The 18,905-nt window shown below is 52.0% G+C and carries 18 protein-coding genes; 3 read left to right on the top strand and 15 right to left on the bottom strand.

Going from position 1 to position 18,905, the window contains the following annotated elements; genetic code table 11:
* The first annotated feature begins 70 nt into the window (after positions 1-70).
* A complete protein-coding gene (locus J3P35_RS14505) occupies positions 71-1,153 on the top strand; it encodes a glycosyltransferase (protein WP_210465295.1) in 1,083 nt (360 codons plus the stop codon).
* A complete protein-coding gene (gene miaA, locus J3P35_RS14500; RefSeq protein ID WP_210465294.1) occupies positions 1,153-2,079 on the top strand; it encodes a tRNA (adenosine(37)-N6)-dimethylallyltransferase MiaA in 927 nt (308 codons plus the stop codon). The genes J3P35_RS14505 and miaA overlap by 1 nt, the downstream gene beginning before the upstream one ends.
* Positions 2,080-2,195: 116 nt before the next feature.
* Here miaA and J3P35_RS14495 read toward each other — a convergent pair whose 3' ends face one another.
* The 3 genes from J3P35_RS14495 to pfkA form a co-directional block, all read right to left on the bottom strand.
* The gene (locus J3P35_RS14495; protein ID WP_210465293.1) at positions 2,196-3,248 is read right to left on the bottom strand and encodes an aldo/keto reductase; all 1,053 of its coding nucleotides are present in this window, start codon (positions 3,246-3,248) and stop codon (positions 2,196-2,198) included.
* Positions 3,249-3,384: 136 nt separating this feature from the next.
* Positions 3,385-4,128 (bottom strand): hypothetical protein, encoded by a 744-nt coding sequence (locus J3P35_RS14490; protein WP_210465292.1) that lies wholly within the window; start codon positions 4,126-4,128, stop codon positions 3,385-3,387.
* Between the two features lie 108 nt (positions 4,129-4,236).
* Entirely contained in the window at positions 4,237-5,208 is a 972-nt protein-coding gene (gene pfkA, locus J3P35_RS14485) for a 6-phosphofructokinase (RefSeq protein WP_210465291.1), read from the bottom strand.
* Between the two features lie 301 nt (positions 5,209-5,509).
* Here pfkA and J3P35_RS14480 point away from each other — a divergent pair, with 301 nt between their 5' ends.
* Positions 5,510-5,941 carry a tellurite resistance TerB family protein gene (locus J3P35_RS14480; protein ID WP_210465290.1) on the top strand — a complete coding sequence of 144 codons (432 nt, stop codon included), beginning with the start codon at positions 5,510-5,512 and terminating at the stop codon, positions 5,939-5,941.
* Positions 5,942-5,950: 9 nt separating this feature from the next.
* Here the strand turns inward: J3P35_RS14480 and J3P35_RS14475 are convergent, their stop codons facing one another.
* From J3P35_RS14475 to J3P35_RS14420, 12 genes are all read right to left on the bottom strand, one after another.
* Positions 5,951-6,583 (bottom strand): hypothetical protein, encoded by a 633-nt coding sequence (locus tag J3P35_RS14475; RefSeq protein WP_210465289.1) that lies wholly within the window; start codon positions 6,581-6,583, stop codon positions 5,951-5,953.
* Between the two features lie 104 nt (positions 6,584-6,687).
* On the bottom strand, positions 6,688-8,445 hold the full coding sequence (locus J3P35_RS14470) for an SLC13 family permease (RefSeq protein ID WP_210465288.1): 1,758 nt from the start codon (positions 8,443-8,445) through the stop codon (positions 6,688-6,690).
* A 161-nt stretch (positions 8,446-8,606) separates the two neighbouring features.
* On the bottom strand, positions 8,607-9,800 hold the full coding sequence (locus J3P35_RS14465) for an aspartate aminotransferase family protein (RefSeq protein WP_210465287.1): 1,194 nt from the start codon (positions 9,798-9,800) through the stop codon (positions 8,607-8,609).
* A gap of 878 nt (positions 9,801-10,678) precedes the next feature.
* Entirely contained in the window at positions 10,679-11,134 is a 456-nt protein-coding gene (locus J3P35_RS14460; RefSeq protein WP_210465286.1) for a hypothetical protein, read from the bottom strand.
* 10 nt (positions 11,135-11,144) lie between these two features.
* On the bottom strand, positions 11,145-11,567 hold the full coding sequence (locus J3P35_RS14455) for a hypothetical protein (RefSeq protein WP_210465285.1): 423 nt from the start codon (positions 11,565-11,567) through the stop codon (positions 11,145-11,147).
* 56 nt (positions 11,568-11,623) lie between these two features.
* Positions 11,624-12,163, bottom strand: a complete 540-nt coding sequence (locus tag J3P35_RS14450) for an RNA polymerase sigma factor (RefSeq protein ID WP_210465284.1) — start codon at positions 12,161-12,163, stop codon at positions 11,624-11,626.
* 178 nt (positions 12,164-12,341) lie between these two features.
* Entirely contained in the window at positions 12,342-13,298 is a 957-nt protein-coding gene (locus J3P35_RS14445) for a transketolase family protein (RefSeq protein WP_210465283.1), read from the bottom strand.
* A gap of 1 nt (position 13,299) precedes the next feature.
* Positions 13,300-14,694, bottom strand: coding sequence for a vWA domain-containing protein (locus tag J3P35_RS14440; RefSeq protein ID WP_210465282.1), 1,395 nt, complete (start codon positions 14,692-14,694; stop codon positions 13,300-13,302).
* Between the two features lie 54 nt (positions 14,695-14,748).
* Positions 14,749-15,606 (bottom strand): transketolase, encoded by an 858-nt coding sequence (locus J3P35_RS14435; protein WP_210465281.1) that lies wholly within the window; start codon positions 15,604-15,606, stop codon positions 14,749-14,751.
* Positions 15,607-15,750: 144 nt separating this feature from the next.
* A complete protein-coding gene (gene bcp / locus J3P35_RS14430; protein WP_210465280.1) occupies positions 15,751-16,197 on the bottom strand; it encodes a thioredoxin-dependent thiol peroxidase in 447 nt (148 codons plus the stop codon).
* 172 nt (positions 16,198-16,369) lie between these two features.
* Positions 16,370-18,286 carry a M23 family metallopeptidase gene (locus tag J3P35_RS14425; RefSeq protein ID WP_246850220.1) on the bottom strand — a complete coding sequence of 639 codons (1,917 nt, stop codon included), beginning with the start codon at positions 18,284-18,286 and terminating at the stop codon, positions 16,370-16,372.
* Positions 18,273-18,884, bottom strand: a complete 612-nt coding sequence (locus J3P35_RS14420; RefSeq protein WP_210465279.1) for a fumarylacetoacetate hydrolase family protein — start codon at positions 18,882-18,884, stop codon at positions 18,273-18,275. The genes J3P35_RS14425 and J3P35_RS14420 overlap by 14 nt, the downstream gene beginning before the upstream one ends.
* Positions 18,885-18,905 lie beyond the last annotated feature (21 nt).

Raw genomic sequence — 18,905 nt, 5'->3', positions numbered from 1 at the left:
ATTTAGCAAATCTATCCTAAAAACTGGTATTTTACACTTAAGCGCCGCGCAACCTTGCATATTCCCAGCCATGGCTAAATCTATTGTTTTTACGGTCACCACTGACATTAGCCATGACCAACGCATGCTACGGATTGCCAACTCTTTAGCATCAGCCGGATACGCAGTAACCTTGGTAGGAAGATTGCTGCCTGGTTCGGCAGAAGTACCTGCGCTTCCTTTCCGAAGCCATCGCATTAAATGTCGGTTTCTAAAAGGGCCCTTGTTTTACCTGGAGTACAATCTTCGGCTGGTGACCTGGTTTTTCTCTAACAGGTTTGACATTTACGGAACCGTGGACGCCGATACCGCTTTGGCCGGACTGGTCACCATTACCTGGCGCCGGAAGCCGCTGGTCTATGATGCCCATGAGCTGTTCCCCGAGATGCCCGAGGTGGTGAACCGACCTTTGGTGAGGCGTTTTTGGGCTTTTTTAGACAAAATGGCTTTTAAACGGGCTGCGCTGGCCTATACCGTAAGTGCCTCGCTGGTGACCTACTTCCAGCAGAAGTACGGGCGCCCAGTACACCTGGTCCGGAACATGCCGGTACGGCAGTCTTACGCCGCCTTGCCGTCCTCGCCGCCATACTTTATCTACCAGGGAGCACTGAACGTGGGCCGCGGATTGGAGAATACCATCAAGGCCATGCAGGAGGTACCTGCCCAACTGGTCATCTGCGGCACCGGCCCGCTCATGCCCCAACTTAAAAAACTGACCCAGCACCTTGGCCTGCAGGATAAAATCATATTCAAAGGCAACGTGGCACCAAAAGCTTTGGCCCAAGTTACCGCAGCCGCCTGGGCCGGAATCATGCTGCTGGATAACCAGGGCCTGAGTTATTACTATTCATTGGCCAATAAATTCTTTGACTATGTGCAGGCGGGCATTCCGCAGGTCTGTGTGCCATTCCCGGAGTACGCGGAGCTGAACGCCCGGCACGAAGTGGCGCTGCTGGTAGAAAACCAAGTAGAGGAAGTCCGGACGGCGCTGTTAACTTTGCTGCATGATCAGGAGGTTTACCAGCGGTTACAGCGAAACTGCCTGCAAGCGCGGGAGGAGTGGAACTGGGAAACCGAGGAAAAGCAACTGCTCAGTCTTTATGCCGGATTGTGATGGAACAACATAGATTCTTAATAGTAGTGGTAGGCCCTACGGCCGTTGGAAAAACCGATTTCTGTGTGCAGCTGGCCCGCCACTTCCAAACCCAGATCCTGTCTATGGACTCCCGGCAGTTCTTCAAAGAATTGAGCATCGGCACGGCCAAACCCAGCCCTCAGGAGCAGGGTGGGGTAGTCCACCATTTCATTGATTCGCATTCTATTGAGGAGGAGTACAATGCCGGCGCCTTTGAAGAAGATGCGCTACAATTGCTGCAAAACCTGTTCAAAGAGCACCAGGTGGTCATCGCCACGGGCGGATCTGGGCTCTATGTGCGGGCGCTGTGCGAAGGCTTGGATGAAATGCCCGAGATTCTGCCTGGCATCAGGGAGGAGTTGACGAAAAGGTTAGAAGAGGAGGGACTTCCCAGGCTGGTGGAGCAACTGCGCGAATTAGACCCCATGTATGCGGCTCAGGTGGACGTTCAGAATCCGCAGCGGGTGGTGAGAGCCCTGGAGGTTTGCCTGAGCAGTGGCCAGCCGTATTCCTCTTTCCGGACCAAAAGCAAGGAACGCGGGCGCGATTTCCAGATCATCAAAATAGGCCTGAACCGCGATCGCCAAGAACTCTATGACCGCATTGACCTGCGCATGGACCTGATGCTGGAACAGGGACTTCTAGACGAGGTGAAAAGCATGGTTCCGTACCGTCAGCATCAGGCCCTGCAAACCGTGGGCTATACCGAGTTGTTCCATTACCTAGACGGCGATTATCCCCATGAAGAAGCGGTAAGACTACTCAAACGCAACAGCCGCCGTTATGCCAAGCGCCAATTAACATGGTTCACCCGCGACCCTGAAATCTATTGGTTCCATCCAAACCAGTTCAACGAGGTGTTGACCTACATTCAGGCTGAAATGGTCAAGGCACAGAAAGACTGATTTCGCGCTCCCCGGCCATAAATACATTAAAACTTAAAATCCACTCTGCTTCGGGGTTATTTTCCAGAAAATAGCCCCGAAGCAGAGTGGATTTGTTTCAATCCTAAAACCCGATTTTACTTTCTCTTTGGGTAGAAAGGGGGCAATGGGTTGAGCTTGGTGTTTTGTCTTTGGTGCCAGTAAGGATAAATAGGAGGGACCTCACTGGCCGCATCCAGTTTCTTTACCTGGTCCACCGTCAGGTTCCAGCCCACGGCTCCCAGATTTTGCTTGAGTTGTTCTTCATTCCGGGCGCCAATGATGATGCTGGAGACGGTAGGTCTTTGCAGAAGCCAGTTCAGTGCCACCTGGGCTACCGTTTTCTCTGTCTCTGCGGCTATTTCATCCAATGCGTCTATGATGTTGTAGAAAATCTCTTCGTTCACCACAGCCTCTGGTACGGGGCTGCCACCCTGCGCAATGCGGCTATCCTGGGGCAATGGTTGACCTCTGCGGTATTTCCCGCCCAATCGGCCGGCGGCCAGGGGAGACCAGACGATGCCGCCTACATTTTGGTCAAGGCCCAGAGGCATGAGTTCCCATTCGTATTCCCGGTTGGTGAGAGAGTAATACACCTGGTGCGCTACGTAGCGGTTCCAGCCGTACTTCTCAGAAACCCCCAGTGATTTCATCAGGTGCCAGCCCGAGAAGTTGGAGGCCGCGATGTAGCGGACCTTGCCGCTTTGCACCAGGTCATCCAGGGTACGCAGGGTTTCCTCTACGGGCGTGTTCCCGTCAAAGCCGTGCATGTGGTACAGGTCAATGTAATCGGTGTTGAGACGTTTGAGGCTGCCTTCTACTTGTTTAAGTAGGTGGAACCGCGAGGAGCCCTGGTTGTTGGGCCCTTCCCCGAAAGGGAACGTTCCCTTGGTGGAGATGATCACTTCTGAGCGCCCAAGGCCTTTCAGGGCCTGCCCCAAGATCTCCTCAGACATGCCCTGAGAGTAGATGTCGGCGGTGTCAAAGAAGTTCACGCCAGCGTCCATACAAAGATTGACCATGCGGGTAGCCTCCTCTACCTGGGTGCTGCCCCAGGCCTTGAAGAATTCACCGCCGCCGCCAAAAGTCGCTGTCCCGAAACTGAGCACCGGCACCTGTAACCCCGATGCCCCAAGTTGTCTAAATTCCATTGCTGTTCTTTTAGGATGTTGGATTAGAAAACGGCATTTAAATCCATTGGTTATTGTCAAAGGCAGATTTGGTTTTTTCTAGGTGACACGCACCCCTGAGTAAGGCCATTAGGCGTAGCCGGGCTTCTGAAAATTGTTATTTGCCCGATTTATTTATTTTCTCCACCCAGCTTTCCTCAAATTTCTCATCTTGGGGCATTGGTCCACTTTCATTTGAAGTATACCTGAACCAAAACCTTTTTTGCCTTTCTGTCGAGAATTCCTCAAACTCTCCGCCCTTAGCCTGGCTATACAGGATGTATTCTTTTGCCAACACTCCATCAGCGTTAGGGCCCTCTGTTTCGGTCGTCAAATAATCTAACCTTCCATCTTTGTTGAAGTCATAGAGCTCAAATTCAAACCCTGTCCGGAATCTGCCAAAATAACTTTGTTTCCGTGTCTTCAAGTCATAGATGATTTGGTAGCTTATGCTGCAACCAGTTCCTGTGCAAGGTTCAAAATCAAGGACGAAGCCAATCAGTGATTCTTTTTCGTAAACCTTTACCTGCATTAAGGAATTGGCGAAGTTTAAACTGTCCTTTCCAGATTTTTCGACAGAATTGAACGTCACTTTATCACTCGTTGAGAACGAATGTCCGTCAATAGAAATCTCCACCCCGCTGTTTAGCTCCTTCCAAATAATTTTGTGGTTTAAGAGCGTAAATGCCTTACTTCCATCATTTTTGTAAACCAAGGTTGGTTTGATGGCATAAGCCCTGAGATAGTCTTCAATCATTTTCTCATGGGTGACTTCTTCGGCCGCAACTTCAATTTTGGGCGAAGTTGTTGTGCAGCCGATTAGTGTGACCAAACCAGGCAGTAACAAAGATTTAAATTTCATTCATTGAATGGCTAATCATTGAATTTAAAAAGAGAATGCGTTCCCACCCCGATTTTTAGAAATCAGGCTGAAAACGCATTAGAAAGGTTTCAGCGGTTGAAAGGCGCTTTACACGCTCAGTACTTCCACTAACTTAAGGAAGCTCTCGCTGATTGGTTTTTTCTTGGTGATGGTGTCATGGAACGGGGTGTACACCAGCTCCCCGTTCATTACGCCCACCATTTCATTGGAGCGGCCGGCAATAAGGCCTTCCACGGCGGCCATACCCATCTGGCTGCTCAAAAGGCGGTCGGCGGCGGTTGGGGTACCTCCGCGCTGTACGTGCCCGATGATGGTCACCTTGGCATCCATCTGCGGCAATGCTTCTTTCACCTTCGCGGCAATCTCAGTGGCCCCGCCTTCCTCGTCGCCTTCGGCCACGATGATGATGAAGGAGGTCTTGGAGCGGCGCCAGCCTTGTTGCAGGGTCTCAATCACCTCAGACATGGACGTGATTGTCTCGGGGATCATCACCATCTCGGCACCACCACCGATGGCACAAGGCAGGGCGATGTAGCCTGAGTCACGGCCCATCACTTCCACAAAGAAAACGCGCTCATGGCTGTCGGCGGTGTCTCTGATCTTGTCAATGGCGTCAAGGGCGGTGTTCACGGCGGTGTCATACCCAATGGTGTAATCAGTGCCGTAAAGGTCATTGTCAATGGTGCCGGGGCAGCCGATGATTGGAATACCGTACTCCTGGTGGAAAATCTGGGCGCCGGTGAAGGTTCCGTTTCCGCCAATGGCCACGATGCCCTCAATCCCAAACTTTGAAATCTGCTCAAAGGCTCTTTTTCTGCCTTCGGGAGTTTGGAACTCCAGACAGCGGGCCGATTTAAGGATAGTCCCGCCTTTTTGAATGATATTGCTCACGGAGTGGGAGAACAACCGGTAAATCTCTCCCTGGATCATGCCATTGTAGCCTCTGCCTATTCCGTATACTTCTAATTTATGGTAAACTGCTGTCCGCACAACCGCACGGATACAAGCATTCATGCCCGGAGCATCTCCCCCGGACGTAAAAACAGCTATTTTCTTCATCTTAACATCTAAAACGAATCGCAAAGTAAGGCATTACCTTACAAAACTCAAGCTTTTTTGGTCACACATCTGCCAAATACCACCATTCTTGCCTCTGAGGCATCCCTCACAATTCAGGACTTTTTCTCAGTTGTACGATTCTTAAGGCCAATAAGAAAAATATAAATACTTTTAAGGAAATGGTGCAGCGATTTTTTTCAAAAGTCCGTAAATTATATCGTGAAAATGGACGGGTGCAATAATTTGCGCAAAGTCCGTGCAATCACCATAAAATATCTTCTTCCACCAATCATGTAACTCTATGTTTTCAATTTTTGAGAGTGAAGAAACAAAACGGCTCAAGAGCCATATTGTTAATTTAGGGGCGTTGGCTAAAATTGATGGGCACATAGATTCTGCCGAGATGGAGCATATCATTGCCATTGGCGAACGGAAGGGAATGCGGGCGCAGGATGTGCGGGCGCTGCTGGCCAACTGCGGAAACGTGAAACTAACCATGCCCAACAATGACATTGACCGCTTTGACCAGGTCTATGACCTGGTGGAGATGATGCTCGCCGATGGTATTGTAGATGACAGCGAGATGGAGTTCTGCATTGACATTGCCACCAAAATGGGCTTCAGAAAAGCGGTGGTGGGGGTGCTGGTAAAGAAAATCACCACGGGCGTAAAAGACGGCCTCTCGCGGGAAGAAATAAAAGACGAAGCTATCCATTTCCTGGAGCTTCAGTAAGCAGAGACCTCAGTCACCCGATTCTATTTTCCTGAATTTCCCTTTCTCCCATACATAGGTGGCGGTATAGTTCTCGGCCCCCACAGAAATGCCGTCCTGCGCAATAATGGTTTGCTGGCGGGTGGCATGGTCATATAACCGGTCGTTTTTCTTGGCCAGCCTTAGGTAATGGATGCTTCTCTTTTTACCATCCATGTCATACAGCTTATCACGTTCCAGCAGGAATTCCTGAAAATCACCTTCAGAACGCTTCACAAAGGCATATACAAACGCTGAGTCCCGCTCTACCAGCTGGATGGCATAATCCTGTTTATTATCCCCGTTGAAATCTGCCTGCACGTAGTAAGGCCCCTGCTCTTCCTGCGGGACCCGCTGAGAGTCAGTGGAGGTGAGGGTAGGGAACTGCCATAATCCGTGGGTGCGGTCCAGGTGCACCTCCAATTCGGCGGGAAGCTGCTGTCTTACGTCCAGGGGTACCGTACTGGTGGCGGTGCCGTCAAGAGAGGCATCGGTCACTGAATCCGCAACTTCTTCCAAAGGAGTATGAGCGGTGGCAACAGGTTCTTCGGCCAGCGTTTCGCGGGCTTTTTCCGGTGAACAGCTTAAAAGCAAGAGAGAGGCAAACAGGGCAGCGCGGTTCATACGTCGTTTACAAAAGTCAGCTTTTCTGTACGCTTGAATCTGGAAACCGGCTGTGGAAAGGAAGTGTTTTAAAGCCTATTTTCTAAAAACAGAGCCAAAACAACCTAAAGCGGCCAGAAAATAGGCACCATCACCAGAATAAGGATCACGAGCAAAATGGTGAGCCCCGAGCCAATCTTGAGAAAGTCTTTGAACGTGTACTTACCCGGGCCATACACCAGAATACAGGAAGGCTCAAACGGTGTTACCAGAGAAACCGATGCCGATAGCATGATGGCAATGGCAAAGGTACGCGGGTTCACTCCCAACTGGATGGCCGTCTGCAAGGCCACCGGCAACACCACCAAGGCAGCCGCCGCATTAGACATAGGCTGGGTAAGGAAAACCGTAAGCAAGACGAAACCGGCCAGGATCACAATGGTCCCGAAGGGTTCCAGGAAGTCCACAATGGCGTTGGCCAGGAATTTATCGGCGCCGGTGTTCTCCATGGCCATCCCAAAGGCAGTCATCCCCCCAATTAGAATAAGCAGGCGCCAGTCAATTACCTGGTAGGCTCTGTCGGTGGAGATGCATTTGAACAGCACACTGAGTACCGCCGCACCCAGGAAACAGATTGACAAGGGCAGAAGGTTAAGGCTACCCAAAAGAATGGCCACGATAAAGAATGAGAGCGTTAAGATGCCCTTGCGCCGTTTGAATAGAATAGGCTTGAACTCCCCCAAGACCGCCAGGTGCTGGGTTGTTTTCAGGTACTCCAGGCGTTCCGCCGATCCCTGCACCAGAAGCAGGTCACCCAACTGGAGCTGCACATCGCCAATCTTGGTCCTGATGGTTTCGCCCTGCCGGGAGACAGCCAGCACCACCAACCCGAACCGCCGCAAAAACTCCACCTGCTTGATGGTGTTCTTGAGCAGGTCAGACTGACCCGTGATCAGGATTTCCGCCAGTCGGATGTCACCGCCCTCCAGATCATCCTCCACAATCACATCGGCCAGAATCTGGATGCCTTTGGTTTCCTTCACCTTGATGAGGTCCTCCATCTCGCCCTCCACCAGCAGCACGTCATTGCTCCTGATACGGGTGCGGTAATCGGGCAGGAAGTTGTCCTTGCTCCGGATAATGTTGAGGATGCGGAACCCCATTTTTGAGAGATCGGAGGTAAACGCCACCTGGCCTATCAAGGGGGAATCTTCCTGCACCAGGATCTCCGTAAGGTAAGTTTTGATGTTGTAGCGGGTGGTGAGGCCCACCGTAGCGGTCTGGGGCAGCATGCGCTTCCCGATGGTCATCATGTAGGCGATCCCCACCAGGAAGATCACCATACCAATGCCGGAAAACTCAAAGAACCCAAACGGCTCATAACCCGCTTTGCTCATGTACCCGCTTACCGCCACGTTAGTAGAAGTGCCGATCAGAGTACAGGTTCCGCCCAAAATAGAGGCATAGGCCAAAGGCATGAGAAACTTGGAGCTACTGGCGCGCATTTTCTTGGCCACACCCACAATAGGTGTCACAAAGAGGGCCGTCACGGTGGTGTTGTTCATGAACGCCGACACCAATCCCGGGAAAAACATGATGGAGAAAAGCAGCGTGTTGGGCCTGTGCCCGGCGTGCCGCATGAGCCAGTTCACCAGAAAATCCAGAATACCCGTGTCTTCCAGGGCCGTCCCAATCACGAAGATGGAGGCCAGGATGATGATAAAGTCACTGCTGAAACCTGCAAAGGCCTCGGCTGGTGAGATGATCTGGGTGCCGGTTAAGATGATGAGGAGAATGAGCGTGACAATGTCCACAGAGAGTTTCTCTGAGGCAAACAGGGCGACGGCAGCCAAAAGTAAGAACAGAACTAAGGCTATCTCCATGAGGCAGGCACCAGGTTAAAAGGGTGGGTTGTTGTATCTACAGGTAGGTAAGTCAAGGCAGCAGAATAAGCTTAAACTAATTCGTGTCTTGTACTGCAACAGGGTTTAAAAGGTTCAGGAATAAACTTAGGGTGATTAATGCTTATTTTAAGAGAAAGGGCCTAAAAACGGACTTCCTCGGCAATAGCCGCCAGGATAATGTCACAGGCCTCGTCAATTTCCGGGAAGGTAATGTTAAGCGGAGGGGCAATGCGCATGGACTTGTCACAGAACAGGAACCAGTCGGTGAGGGCGCCTTTCAGTATGGCATTGTCAATGATGGGTTTCAGGATGTCAAAGGACTCAAACTCCACGGCCATCATAAGGCCCAGGTTCCTGATTTCTTTAATGGCCGGGTGCACCAGCCGATCTTTGAACCGGGCAGCTTTGGCGTTCACCTGCAGCAGCAGTCCTTCTTCCTGAATCACCTGCAGCGTGGCCAGAGAGGCCGCGCAGGAAACAGGGTGCCCTCCAAACGTGGTGATGTGCCCTAACATAGGATCGTTCTTAAGCGAATGCATGATTTCCTGGCAGGAGATGAACGCCCCAATGGGCATGCCACCGCCCATGCCCTTGGCACATGTAAGGATATCCGGCACCACACCGAACTGCTCAAACGCCCATAAGGTACCCGTGCGCCCGAAACCACTCTGGATCTCATCAAGAATCAGGAGCGCCCCAACTTCTCGGCATCGGGCCTGCAACGCTAGCATATAGTCTATTGACGGAACCCGAACGCCCGCCTCACCCTGCACTGTTTCCAGGATCACCGCAGCCGTACGAGAAGTGATCTGCGCCAAATCCTCCACCTGGTTATGGCGGATGTGCCGCACGTCCGGCAGGAGCGGCCGGAAAGCCCGTTTAAAGCTCTCAGAACCGTTTAGGGATAAAGAACCCTGAGTAGACCCGTGGTAAGCCTTCTCAAACGCGACTAGCTCGGTGCGGCCGGTAAAGCGCTTGGCCAGTTTGCAGGCTCCCTCCACTGCCTCGCTGCCGGAGGAAACAAAATAGACGTTATCAAGCCCAGCCGGCAAGGTTTGCGCCAGCGCGTGCGCCAATTGGGCCGGCGGTGCCTGCACAATCTCGCCGTACACCATCAAGTGCAGATATTTATCCAGTTGACCCTGGATGGCTTGCAGCACTCTTGGGTGCCGATGGCCCACGTTGCTCACCCCAATCCCCGAGATCAGATCCAGGTACTGTTCGCCGTTTGGTCCATACATGTAAACCCCCTCGGCCCGCTCCACTTCTAAAAGCAAAGGAAAATCGGTGGTCTGGGCCTGGTGTTGCAGGAAGAGTTGGCGGGGTGAAAGCATAATGTTTTAGGTTAATCCGGGGCAAAGATACGAAGAAGAGCGTAAGGGCTTTCGATTGGTATAGTCTGTACCTACCAGGAGAGTAGTAGCGGATTTGTTTCTGGCCAGTTTTTCAGAAATCAGGGTAGAAACGAACCATCCTAACCCTTCCGAAGAGGGGAATCGCGCAATCCATGAGTAAGTGGATGGGGACGCAGTTTTGGTCCTTGGTGATAACACCAACAACGGCGGGCACGACAGACGAAGTTGAGAGGAGTAAGACGATAAGGAATGTAGGGGCACCTCTTGTGGGTGCCCTTTCAGGTAGCGTCTGTCCTTTGCGAAGGAAACCCGCTGGAGACAAGGCATGCCTTGTCTCTACATGATTAGGTAATCCGAGCAGACACCATAACCATCTCTTTACCTGCGGCAGGCCGGGGCGAAGGCCTACAGTGAGGCCGAGCACCGGTCTGCAGCACGGATGAACTGCTCAAGCAGTAATGGCCTGCGTTGGCAATGGAACAGATAGCATTGGCCAGGTGGTACCTTTACTGAAGCCTCACTGTCCGAGCGTCAGCGAGTTTGAGGCTTCTTGATTCTTTTGGTTACTTTTCTCATCAAGGAGAAAAGTGACAAACCTCCAAGCGGAGGAACTAGCCCTAAAAGCAGAGTAGGAATGAAGTGGGAGGTAATTGCCCAGAAAATGCCCCTGAGGCTAACGCCTTACTGCAGTTGCAAACTGCAGGCCATGGTAGGTCCAAGTCACAGACTTGAACCAGAGATAAGGAGAAAAGGTAAAGTCCCAGACTTGAACCAGTGAATGAGGAAGAACTCCTTCAAAACAAGCTGAAAACAAAAAGGGAGACTTTCGTCTCCCTCTCTACACTAAAACCAAATCTTTATTTCTTAGCCGTCTGCAAACGCTCCAGCAACAGCTTGGTGAACTCGCGCTCAGCGCGGTAAAACAAGGCCAGTTGGCGGGGGCTGATGATGCGGAGGTACTTGTCCATGTATTCTTTTTCAAGGTCTAATTCCCGCTGACGGATGTTTAAACGGGCCTCTAAGCCGGCTTGGATCTGCTCATCAGTGAGGGCGTTCAGGTTCTGCTCTTTGTAGGGGCGGCTTTTCTGGCGCAGTTCGTTCCTTTTACGGTCATGTTCCTGGTAAACGGGCCAGAAACGCTGGGCCTGGTCTCCGGAGAGGTTTATCTTATCGGTGATGAAGGCAATCTTGGCCGTCTCTATTTTCTCTATGCGAGCTTTGCGTTCCTCGGGCGTTTCTTTGTTCTGGCCCTGGGCAAGGTTAACGGTGCCAGTGAACAGGAAAAACAGAAACAGCAACTTGGTCAATTTCATTCTTATGGGGTTAACGGTAATCATACTCTTCTTCCAACAACTCCTGGGTATGGGTTTCATTCAGATCGGTGCGGCGGACATCCAGGAACTCCAGTGATTGGTTCGGCTTTACGGCCGGTACCTCGGCCAGGTCAGCGGTTTCCAGTTCTTCATGGTTCACCAGGTACTGTAAGATATCTTGCTGCGATATCTGGGCCATCACCGCGTCTGTAGACGGGTTGGCGTCAAAGTACTGGGTGGCCAGAAAAGACACGGCAAACACCAGGCCCAAAGAGGCGCCGGCTACCGCCGTCCTGAACTGCCAGAACCAAGCCACCGGGGACGCTGAACGAGCTGGCGCGGCATAGGCCGTTCGCTGCATAATGCGCGTGGGCAGGGTATCAAAATAATGCTCGGGAACTTTAAAGCCCGGGTCTTTTGGTAAATCTGCCATATCTAGCTCCTTTTTCCTATCCATCTGTTTCTTAGATGTGTTTTGCTTGAAGAGGTTTAATCTTTTTTCAAATATTCCTCAATTTTTTTTACTGCTATGTGGTAAGAAGCCTTGAGGGCGCCTACAGAAGTGCCCAGAATCTCAGAGATCTCCTCGTATTTGAGATCATCAAAGTATTTCATGTTGAAGACCAGCCGTTGCTTGTCAGGCAGACGCAGAAGTGCCTTCTGGAGTTTCAGCTGCACCTCATCGCCGGAGAGCGTGTCTGTGGATTCAAGCTTCTGCGTGAGCTCAGCGGCCACGTCATGGATGGGCAGGAAAAAACGTTTCTTTTTAGCGCTCAGGAAGTTGAGGCACTCATTGGTGGCAATGCGGTAGATCCAGGTGTAGAGCTGAGAATCTTTCCGGAAATTCTCCAGGTTAGTCCAGACTTTCACAAATACCTCCTGGGTCAGGTCATCGGCATCGTCATGGTCAATGACCATTTTCCGCACGTGCCAATACACCTTCTGCTGGTACTTGCGCACAAGCTGGTTGAAGGCCAGGTTCCGGGAATCTGGGTGCTGGAATTTCTCTAAAATCTCTTTGTCTTCCAAGGGAAGGGCGTGGTTCAGGGTAAGTGACTATTGTGTTTGGCTCAGAGTAGAGGTATAACCAAATTCCTGCTGGGTTAAGGTGGAAAAACCGCTTCTGTTTAGGAGCCGATTTCCGGAAAACAGACCCTGAACAGAAGCGGAATTAGTAAGTTAATAATTGGCTAGCCACACCCTGAGATTACTTTTTGCGGGAGATGGCGCGCTGCACGGCAGAAACAATGCTTTGCTCGTTGAGGCCGTATTTCTCCATCAACTGCTCAGGCGTGCCGCTTTCCCCGAAGGTGTCCATCACAGCCACAAATTCCTGAGGCGACGGTAACTGTTGGGCCAGCACGCGGGCCACAGATTCGCCCAGGCCACCGTTGTAGTTGTGCTCCTCGGCGGTTACCACGCAACCAGTCTTGCGCACCGATGCCAGGATAGCTTCGGTATCCAATGGCTTAATGGTGTGAATGTTGATGATTTCCGCATCAATGCCTTGCTCGGCCAGTAGCTTGCCCGCCAGAATGGCTTTCCAAACCAGGTGGCCGGTGGCCAGAATGGTCACGTCCTTGCCTTCGTTCAGCATCAAAGCTTTCCCGATCTCAAATTTCTGATCAGCAGGGGTGAAGTTAGGCACTACCGGTCTACCGAAACGGAGGTACACCGGACCTTCATAATCAGCGATGGCGATGGTAGCGGCCTTAGTCTGGTTATAGTCACATGGGTTAATCACCGTCATGTGGGGCAGCATTTTCATCATGCCCAAATCCTCCAGAATCTGGTGGGTAGCGCCGTCCTCGCCCAAAGTAAGACCCGCGTGCGAGGCGCAGATCTTTACATTCTTGCCCGAGTAAGCCACGCTCTGGCGAATCTGGTCATACACCCGGCCCGTGGAGAAGTTGGCGAAGGTACCGGTGAAAGGGATCTTTCCGCCAATGGTCATCCCGGCGGCCAGGCCAATCATGTTAGCCTCGGCAATACCCACCTGGAAAAAACGCTCCGGAAACTCCTTGATGAAGTCGCCCATCTTAAGGGAGCCAACCAGGTCGGCACACAGGGCCACCACGTTAGGATTGGTGCGGCCTAATTCCAACAGGCCGGCCCCGAAACCGGAGCGGGTATCTTTAGATTCTGAATAAGGGAAGTCCTTCATCTTAGTTGAAAAGTTTTATCGTCGTCGTTAAATTCGATTTAATGGTGAAATTCTTCACATCGGTGAATTGGCTGCCTTTCGCAGATTTCAGCCTATAAACAACACGGTATTTCCCGGGCTGCAAAGGTACGCTTATTTTACTGCTGCCTTCGGGCAGGTTCCAGAGCCAGTCCTGGGTACCGTCATTGTTCACCAGGTACAAACTGCCGTAGCCCTTCAGGTCCTGGGTGATGTTGAGCGCGCCCGGCGGGGCAAAAGTAATCTCCGAGGCCTGGCCCTGTTTAATGGTCACCGTTTTCCTGATGCGCGGCAGCGTAAGCAGTTCCACCTCATAAGTGCCGGTAAGGTATTTCTGCTGGCTGGGGAAACGCTGGGTCTCCAGAATGTACGGACTGCCTTTCTCCCGGATGAGTGCCGTCACGGACCCGTAGGAGGTAGGCGCATCCTGCCGCAGATACAGGTAGCCCTGAGGTGCTTTCACCTTGAAGACGTTGTGCTGCCCCGGCTTAATGTTCAGGTTCTGCAAGCCCACGGCCGGTAGCGTGTTCACTACTAGGTCATAGGAAAGCAGCGCATCAATCTCCAGCACATCAGGTTTGCCCGCCAGATCAAGGTAATGCACGAAGTTGTACTCCGGCTGCCCGGTCACGTTATTCAAGAAAGTGAGGTTCACGTTGGTTTCCACCGGGCGTCCGGCATCATCCGTGAGCTCTACTGATACCGTGGTCTTCTTCAAAGTGATGCTAATGACGTTATCCAGCACTTTCTGGAAGGTTTTGATGTCTGAGGCGTTGTAGTACTGGCCCATGCAACCAAACTGCTGCGCGTACCCGGGGTCATCGCCCAGGCCAATAATGAACGGTTTCAGGAAAACACGCTTTTTCTGCAGTGCCAGTGAGGTAGCACATGGGTCACCGCCGCAGCTTTCCAGGCCATCGGTGATGATGACGATCACGTTCCGGGAGTTTGCATCAGCCGGGAAATCATTCGCCGATTGCTCCAGGGAGTAGGTGATGGGCGTGTTGCCTTTGGGTGTGATCTGCTGCAGCCGCTTTTTGATGGCGGCGGCATTGTGGGCGGCAAACGGAACCTCCAGCTTGGTGTCTTTGCAGTTTTTGAGGTTTACCGGCGTCTGGTGGCCGTACACCCGCAGCGCGATCTCCAGGTTGGCATAAGAGTCCAGCGAGTCTGCCATGCGGGCCAGCATGCGCTGGGCCACTTTCCAGCGATCACTGGTTTCCCATTTAGCCTGCATAGACCCCGAGGCATCCAGCAGGAACAGCAGACGCGTCTTCTTAGGCGCCGGTGCCTTGTTTTGCGCAGCCGCAGGCAGAACCGTCATGCTTCCTAAGAGAAAGCAGATGAGCCACAGATAAACGGAGCGCAGGAACGTCATACCTAGGAAGGGTAGAAGGGCAGACGCCTAAACGCCTGCCCGCCGGTGAATGAATTAATAATCGTTGAGGGTTTCTTTCAGCTGCAGCAAGGCCTGTTCCAATTGGGCATCGTTAGGCGCTACGCCGTGCCACTTGTGTGAGCCCATCATGAAGTCCACGCCATAACCCATCTGGGTGTTCATGAGAATGCAGATAGGCTGGCCCTGACCGGTCAAGGCTTTGGCTTCATCTAGTACCGGCAGCAGGCTGGCGAAGTTGTTACCGTTGTCGCAGTGCAGCACTTTCCAGCCGAAGGCTTCAAACTTGGCGTGCAGGTTACCCAGGCTCATTACGGCATCTACCGGACCATCAATCTGCTGGCCGTTGTAGTCCACGGTCCAGATAAAGTTGTCTACTTTGTGGTGGGCGGCGTACATGGCGGCTTCCCAAACCTGGCCTTCCTCCAACTCACCGTCGCCGGTAAGCACGTACACCAGTTTGTCGTCGCCGTTCAGTTTCTTTACCTGCGCGGCGCCGATGGCGACTGATGGACCTTGACCCAATGAACCAGAAGCGATCCGGATGCCAGGCAGCCCTTCCTCCGTGGCCGGGTGGCCCTGCAAACGGGAGTTCAGTTTCCGGAAAGTAGCCAGTTCTTTAGGATCAAAATAGCCGGCGCGGGCCAGGGTGCTGTACCAAACCGGGGAGATGTGCCCATTAGACAAGAAGAACAGGTCTTCCCCGATGCCGTTCATGTCAAACTCTGGCTTGTGCGTCATCTGCCGGAAGTACAATGATACCAGGAATTCGGTGCAGCCCAGTGAGCCACCCGGGTGGCCGGAGTTCACGGCATGCACCATGCGCACGATGTCGCGGCGTACCTGGTAGGCCACGTTCAGCAGTTGTTCCGCGTCGTAGTTGAATGGGTTCATATGAGAATAGGAGGAGGTTTTAAAGGTTGAAAATAGGAAAGCGCGCCTTCCGTTAAATCTGTTTTGGGCCAGAATTTAGGAAAATAGGCTTTAAACAGAAAAGAGCCGCCCACCCCAAATACGGAAGTGGCGGCTCTTCAATCGTTATTTCAGCAATTGCGCGGTGTGGTTCTTGGTATCTACTTTGGTGATGATATCTTCTATCTTGCCTTCCTCGTCAATCACGAAGGTGTACCGCATGGTTCCCATGTATTTGCGGCCGTACATGCTTTTCTCCTGCCATACACCGTATTTTTCCACGATCTCGTGCTCGGTATCGGCTAGCAGTGGGAAAGGCAAATCAAACTTCTGGATGAACTTTTGGTGCGATTTCTCATCGTCAACGCTCACGCCCAGTACCACGTAGCCTTTGGCCAGCAGTGCGTCATAGTTGTCGCGGAGGTTGCAGGCCTGGGCGGTGCAGCCCGGTGTATCGTCTTTGGGGTAGAAGTAAAGTACCACCTTTTTGCCTCTGAAATCGCTCATTTTCACCGGCGCACCATTCTGGTCTTTCACCTCAAAGTCTGGGGCCGCATCACCTATCTGTAGCATTTTGTGTAGTTATGGGTTGTTAGTAATTAGTTGTTAGTGTTCAGCGATTAGTTGATAGTCTGGAAACATACGGCTGTTTGTAGGCTGTTTTTAGGCTGTTTTCAGGAAAAGAGCACTAAAACAAACCCGGTAGTTGTGAAGAAACTTACAACCAACAACCAACAACTAAACACTAAATCTTGGTAGTGTAAACGGCTTCGTTGCCCATGGCGTCTTTTACGCGCAGTACTACGTCACCAGCCAAAGGTACAGTTTTATCCAGTTTCTCTGAGGTGAGGGTGGAGTTTTTGTGTTCCCATTTGAGCAGGAGCCACTGGCCGTTTACCTCACAGTTCCAGCTGGCGATACCCGAGAGATTATCCCAGATTCTGAAGCTGATCTGGTTGGGTGATTTACTTACCAATTTGACTGTAGGCGCCACGGTATCACTTAGTACTTTGAACTTGCCCAGATCTTTCGCGCTGAAGGTAATGGCATCTCCGTTCCAGGTACCACCCAGAAATCCGGCTCCTTTGCCCCAACCCAGCGCATACACGGCCGCTTTAGATTTATCCAGCGGCAACTTAGCGGGCCTGATGGTGACTTTGGCCGGCTGGAACAAAGTGGTCAACGGGTTGTTGATGCTGAAGACATCCTGCGCATCGCGGGAGGTCTGCAGAATGAGCGTATCATACAACGAGTTCTTCCCAAAGGTGATGTCCATGAAACGGTTGGAGTACAGGTACTCGGTGCCCGGAGGAATGAGGTGGCTGAAAGGGAAACGCACGCGGGTGCCGCTTACCTCGGCCGAATCTGGCAGGCCGCCTATCATGTTGTAGAGGTACACCGATCCCGCTTTGGTGGTGTAAGACGGAATCACCGCGTACTTATAATTCCCGATGTACAGGTCCAGGTTACGGGCTTCTTTGGCGGTATCTGCCACGGTTATTTTCAGGAAACTCTCTACAATTTCGTGCCCGATTTTAGGTTTGGAGACCACAGGAGTGCCTATGGATTTATAAGCACTGCTTTCGCCTTTGAGGTAGAAACGCAGCTGCGTGGTGTTCTTGTAAGAATCGTACAGATCGGCGGTTACCTCGTAGACTTTTCCTTCCTCTATTCTGAACCGGCCGCGGTTGTGGTCAATCTCATAAATGGGTAGGGAGTTGCCATCGGCTACGTACAGCCGCTGAAAAGCGCGGTTGTTGATCTTGAGCACCGGAAAGTTGATGTGCGCCGATACCTGCCGCTGCTTCTCAAACGGAACGCCATCAATGTTATGGCGGTAGATGGTCTCTCCGTTGATCTTCAGTTCCATGGCCTGCACGCCGTTGGTATTGGCCGCACCGTTGTACTGGTCTATCGCCTGGATCTCCAGCCCCAGCAAACCCGACGCGGTGAGCGTATCTGCGATGGTGTAGATGTTACCCTGTTTTACCGGCGTGAACTCCTGCCGCTTGAATTCACCCTTCACGCGGGCATCAATGCTCTGCGGCGTAAGGGCGAAATTGTACACAGTAGGCGGAATCTGGTCTACAATCTCGGGGAATCCGTAGCGCAACGGGTTGAGCAGGTTGTTTTTGGTGTCACGTACCTCAAAGTGCAGGTGCGGACCGCCAGAGCCTCCCGTGTTGCCGGAGAAAGCGATGACGTCACCCTTCCTCACCGGGAACTGGGCCTCGTTGAAGGACGCCTCCACGTCAAAGGACTTTTTCTGGTACTGCAAGCCCAGCATGTAATCAGCCAGGGCCGGTACCAGGTGGTTCAGGTGGCCGTACGTGGTTACCAATCCGTTAGGGTGCGTCACAAACACCAGGTTTCCGTAACCGTAGCTGGAGATCTTCACATAGGAGATATAGCCATCGCCGGCGGAGTAGACTGGTAAACCAATTTTACCTTCGGTCTTGATGTCAATGCCACCGTGGAAGTGGTTGGGCCTGATCTCACCCATGCTGCCCGAAAGGAAATTCTGGGTGCCTGGTTTGATGGGGAACGCAAACGGGTTGGCCGAAAAAGAGGCCTGGGGAGTAGGCTGGGCCTGCGCCAGGGCAGTTCCGCTACTTCCCAGTAATAAGGCAATGAAAAAGGAACGTACGCTACTTAACTTCAAAATTCAAAAGGTTTTTGTCTTCTATAAACGCCTCAATTCTGTCTCCTATTTTAACGGGGCCCACGCCCGCCGGCGTACCGGTGAAAATAAGATCTCCTTTCTTGAGGGTGATGAACCGGGACATATACGCCAGAATAGCGCCAAAGTCATGGATCATCATGCCTGAATTTCCCTGCTGTTTCAACTCGCCGTTTTGTTTGAGGCTGAAGTTGATGTTGTCAAACGCCGGAAACTCTTCTACGGACAGAAAGTCTGAGACAGGAGCGGAGCCGTTGAAGCCTTTAGCCAAAGTCCAGGGCAGGCCTTTGGTTTTTGCCTTGGTCTGCAGGTCACGGGCGGTGAAGTCAATGCCAATCCCGATGCCGTCAAAATACTTGCTGGCGAACTTAGGCTGGATGTTCTTGCCTTCCTTGCTGATGCGCAGCACCAGCTCCACTTCATAATGAATATCAGTGCTGTAGTCTGGGAAGTAGAACGGTTCATTGTTGCGCAGAACGGCGGTATCTGGTTTAAAGAAAATCACGGGCTCGTCCGGAACCTCGTTTTTCAGCTCAGCAATATGTTCAGCGTAGTTACGGCCTATGGCAAGTATTTTCATGACTTATCTTTTGTTTTCAAA

It is taken from the genome of Rufibacter roseolus, assembly GCF_017916365.1.
Classification (GTDB): domain Bacteria; phylum Bacteroidota; class Bacteroidia; order Cytophagales; family Hymenobacteraceae; genus Nibribacter; species Nibribacter roseolus.
Note: the sequence above shows the minus strand (reverse complement) of the source record. Positions and strands in the feature narration are given on the sequence as shown.

Excerpts from the sequence above, each read along its gene's own strand:
- J3P35_RS14420 (WP_210465279.1), bottom strand. The coding sequence starts at position 18,884 with ATGAAAATACTTGCCATAGGCCGTAACTACGCTGAACATATTGCTGAG.
- J3P35_RS14460 (WP_210465286.1), bottom strand. The coding sequence starts at position 11,134 with ATGAAATTGACCAAGTTGCTGTTTCTGTTTTTCCTGTTCACTGGCACC.
- J3P35_RS14480 (WP_210465290.1), top strand. The coding sequence starts at position 5,510 with ATGTTTTCAATTTTTGAGAGTGAAGAAACAAAACGGCTCAAGAGCCAT.
- J3P35_RS14470 (WP_210465288.1), bottom strand. The coding sequence starts at position 8,445 with ATGGAGATAGCCTTAGTTCTGTTCTTACTTTTGGCTGCCGTCGCCCTG.
- J3P35_RS14490 (WP_210465292.1), bottom strand. The coding sequence starts at position 4,128 with ATGAAATTTAAATCTTTGTTACTGCCTGGTTTGGTCACACTAATCGGC.
- J3P35_RS14440 (WP_210465282.1), bottom strand. The coding sequence starts at position 14,694 with ATGACGTTCCTGCGCTCCGTTTATCTGTGGCTCATCTGCTTTCTCTTA.
- J3P35_RS14475 (WP_210465289.1), bottom strand. The coding sequence starts at position 6,583 with ATGAACCGCGCTGCCCTGTTTGCCTCTCTCTTGCTTTTAAGCTGTTCA.
- miaA (WP_210465294.1), top strand. The coding sequence starts at position 1,153 with ATGGAACAACATAGATTCTTAATAGTAGTGGTAGGCCCTACGGCCGTT.
- J3P35_RS14465 (WP_210465287.1), bottom strand. The coding sequence starts at position 9,800 with ATGCTTTCACCCCGCCAACTCTTCCTGCAACACCAGGCCCAGACCACC.
- J3P35_RS14495 (WP_210465293.1), bottom strand. The coding sequence starts at position 3,248 with ATGGAATTTAGACAACTTGGGGCATCGGGGTTACAGGTGCCGGTGCTC.
- pfkA (WP_210465291.1), bottom strand. The coding sequence starts at position 5,208 with ATGAAGAAAATAGCTGTTTTTACGTCCGGGGGAGATGCTCCGGGCATG.
- bcp (WP_210465280.1), bottom strand. The coding sequence starts at position 16,197 with ATGCTACAGATAGGTGATGCGGCCCCAGACTTTGAGGTGAAAGACCAG.
- J3P35_RS14435 (WP_210465281.1), bottom strand. The coding sequence starts at position 15,606 with ATGAACCCATTCAACTACGACGCGGAACAACTGCTGAACGTGGCCTAC.
- J3P35_RS14445 (WP_210465283.1), bottom strand. The coding sequence starts at position 13,298 with ATGAAGGACTTCCCTTATTCAGAATCTAAAGATACCCGCTCCGGTTTC.
- J3P35_RS14505 (WP_210465295.1), top strand. The coding sequence starts at position 71 with ATGGCTAAATCTATTGTTTTTACGGTCACCACTGACATTAGCCATGAC.
- J3P35_RS14455 (WP_210465285.1), bottom strand. The coding sequence starts at position 11,567 with ATGGCAGATTTACCAAAAGACCCGGGCTTTAAAGTTCCCGAGCATTAT.